We start from the raw sequence: 901 nt of genomic DNA on the forward strand, positions 1-901 counted from the left end.
TCTTCTGGTCGAATTATGTTAAAGCTTCGCCGCTACTTTCGTTCGCTGGCAATGTTGTCCTTGTTCCTTATTGGAACCTGGATGAGCAATGCTGCGGTGGCGATGCCACAGGGCATATCCTGTGTTGAAATGCACGGGATGTCCATGATGGGGATGTCCATGGTGAACATGCCCTGTTGCCGGGATAACCCCGGCATGGACATGCGGATGATGGATCCCCATTCCGAAGCAATGAGTAGTCAGTGTATGGCCATCTGTGCACAGACGCATGCGCCTGGCGGATTGCGCTTTTCTGGAATTTCTGTCCCGACTCCCGTGTGGATTGGATCCGTGACATGGACCCACTCTCAGTTCGTTGCGAAGGATCGTCCCGGTCTTTTTTCCCCTGAACCCTCTTACCATCCACCTCCGCTGCTTCACGTACGATTGACCATTTAAGTTCTCCTCAGCAAGTAGGCACTCCTTTTTTCAAAGGAGAAATGTCAATGATTTGCTATGGAGATTTTCATGGATGCCAATCTATTGGAACGATTATCAGCCAAGAACAGCATGCGGCTCTTGGCCGGGATGTTACTGTGCTTTTCAACGGCCGCAGCATGCGCTGATCCGTTAAGTTTGAAGGACGCGCAAGCCATTGCCTTGCGTCAAAACCCGGGGCTCGGCGCGCTGACCCAGAAAATAGTAGAATTAAAACATCAGGCCGTATCCGTAGCCCAGTTGCCTGATCCGCACCTGTCTCTGGGTGCTGAAAATTTACCCCTCAACAGTTTCTCCATGAACCAGCAGCAGATGAGTATGCTGAGTGTGGGGCTGAGTCAGACTTTTCCCTCCTTCGGTAAACTGGGGCTGGAAGGTCGACAAACACGCGTGGAAGCTGCAGCAGCTACGGATACCCTGCAAG

The 901-nt window shown here is 51.9% G+C and carries 1 pseudogene; it reads left to right on the forward strand.

Annotation, left to right across the window (positions count from 1 at the left end):
• Positions 1–549: 549 nt before the first annotated feature.
• Positions 550–901: pseudogene (locus BLW97_RS17810) on the forward strand (TolC family protein); the annotation flags it as partial.

The organism is Acidithiobacillus albertensis (assembly GCF_001931655.1).
GTDB classification, from domain to species: Bacteria; Pseudomonadota; Gammaproteobacteria; order Acidithiobacillales; family Acidithiobacillaceae; genus Acidithiobacillus; species Acidithiobacillus thiooxidans.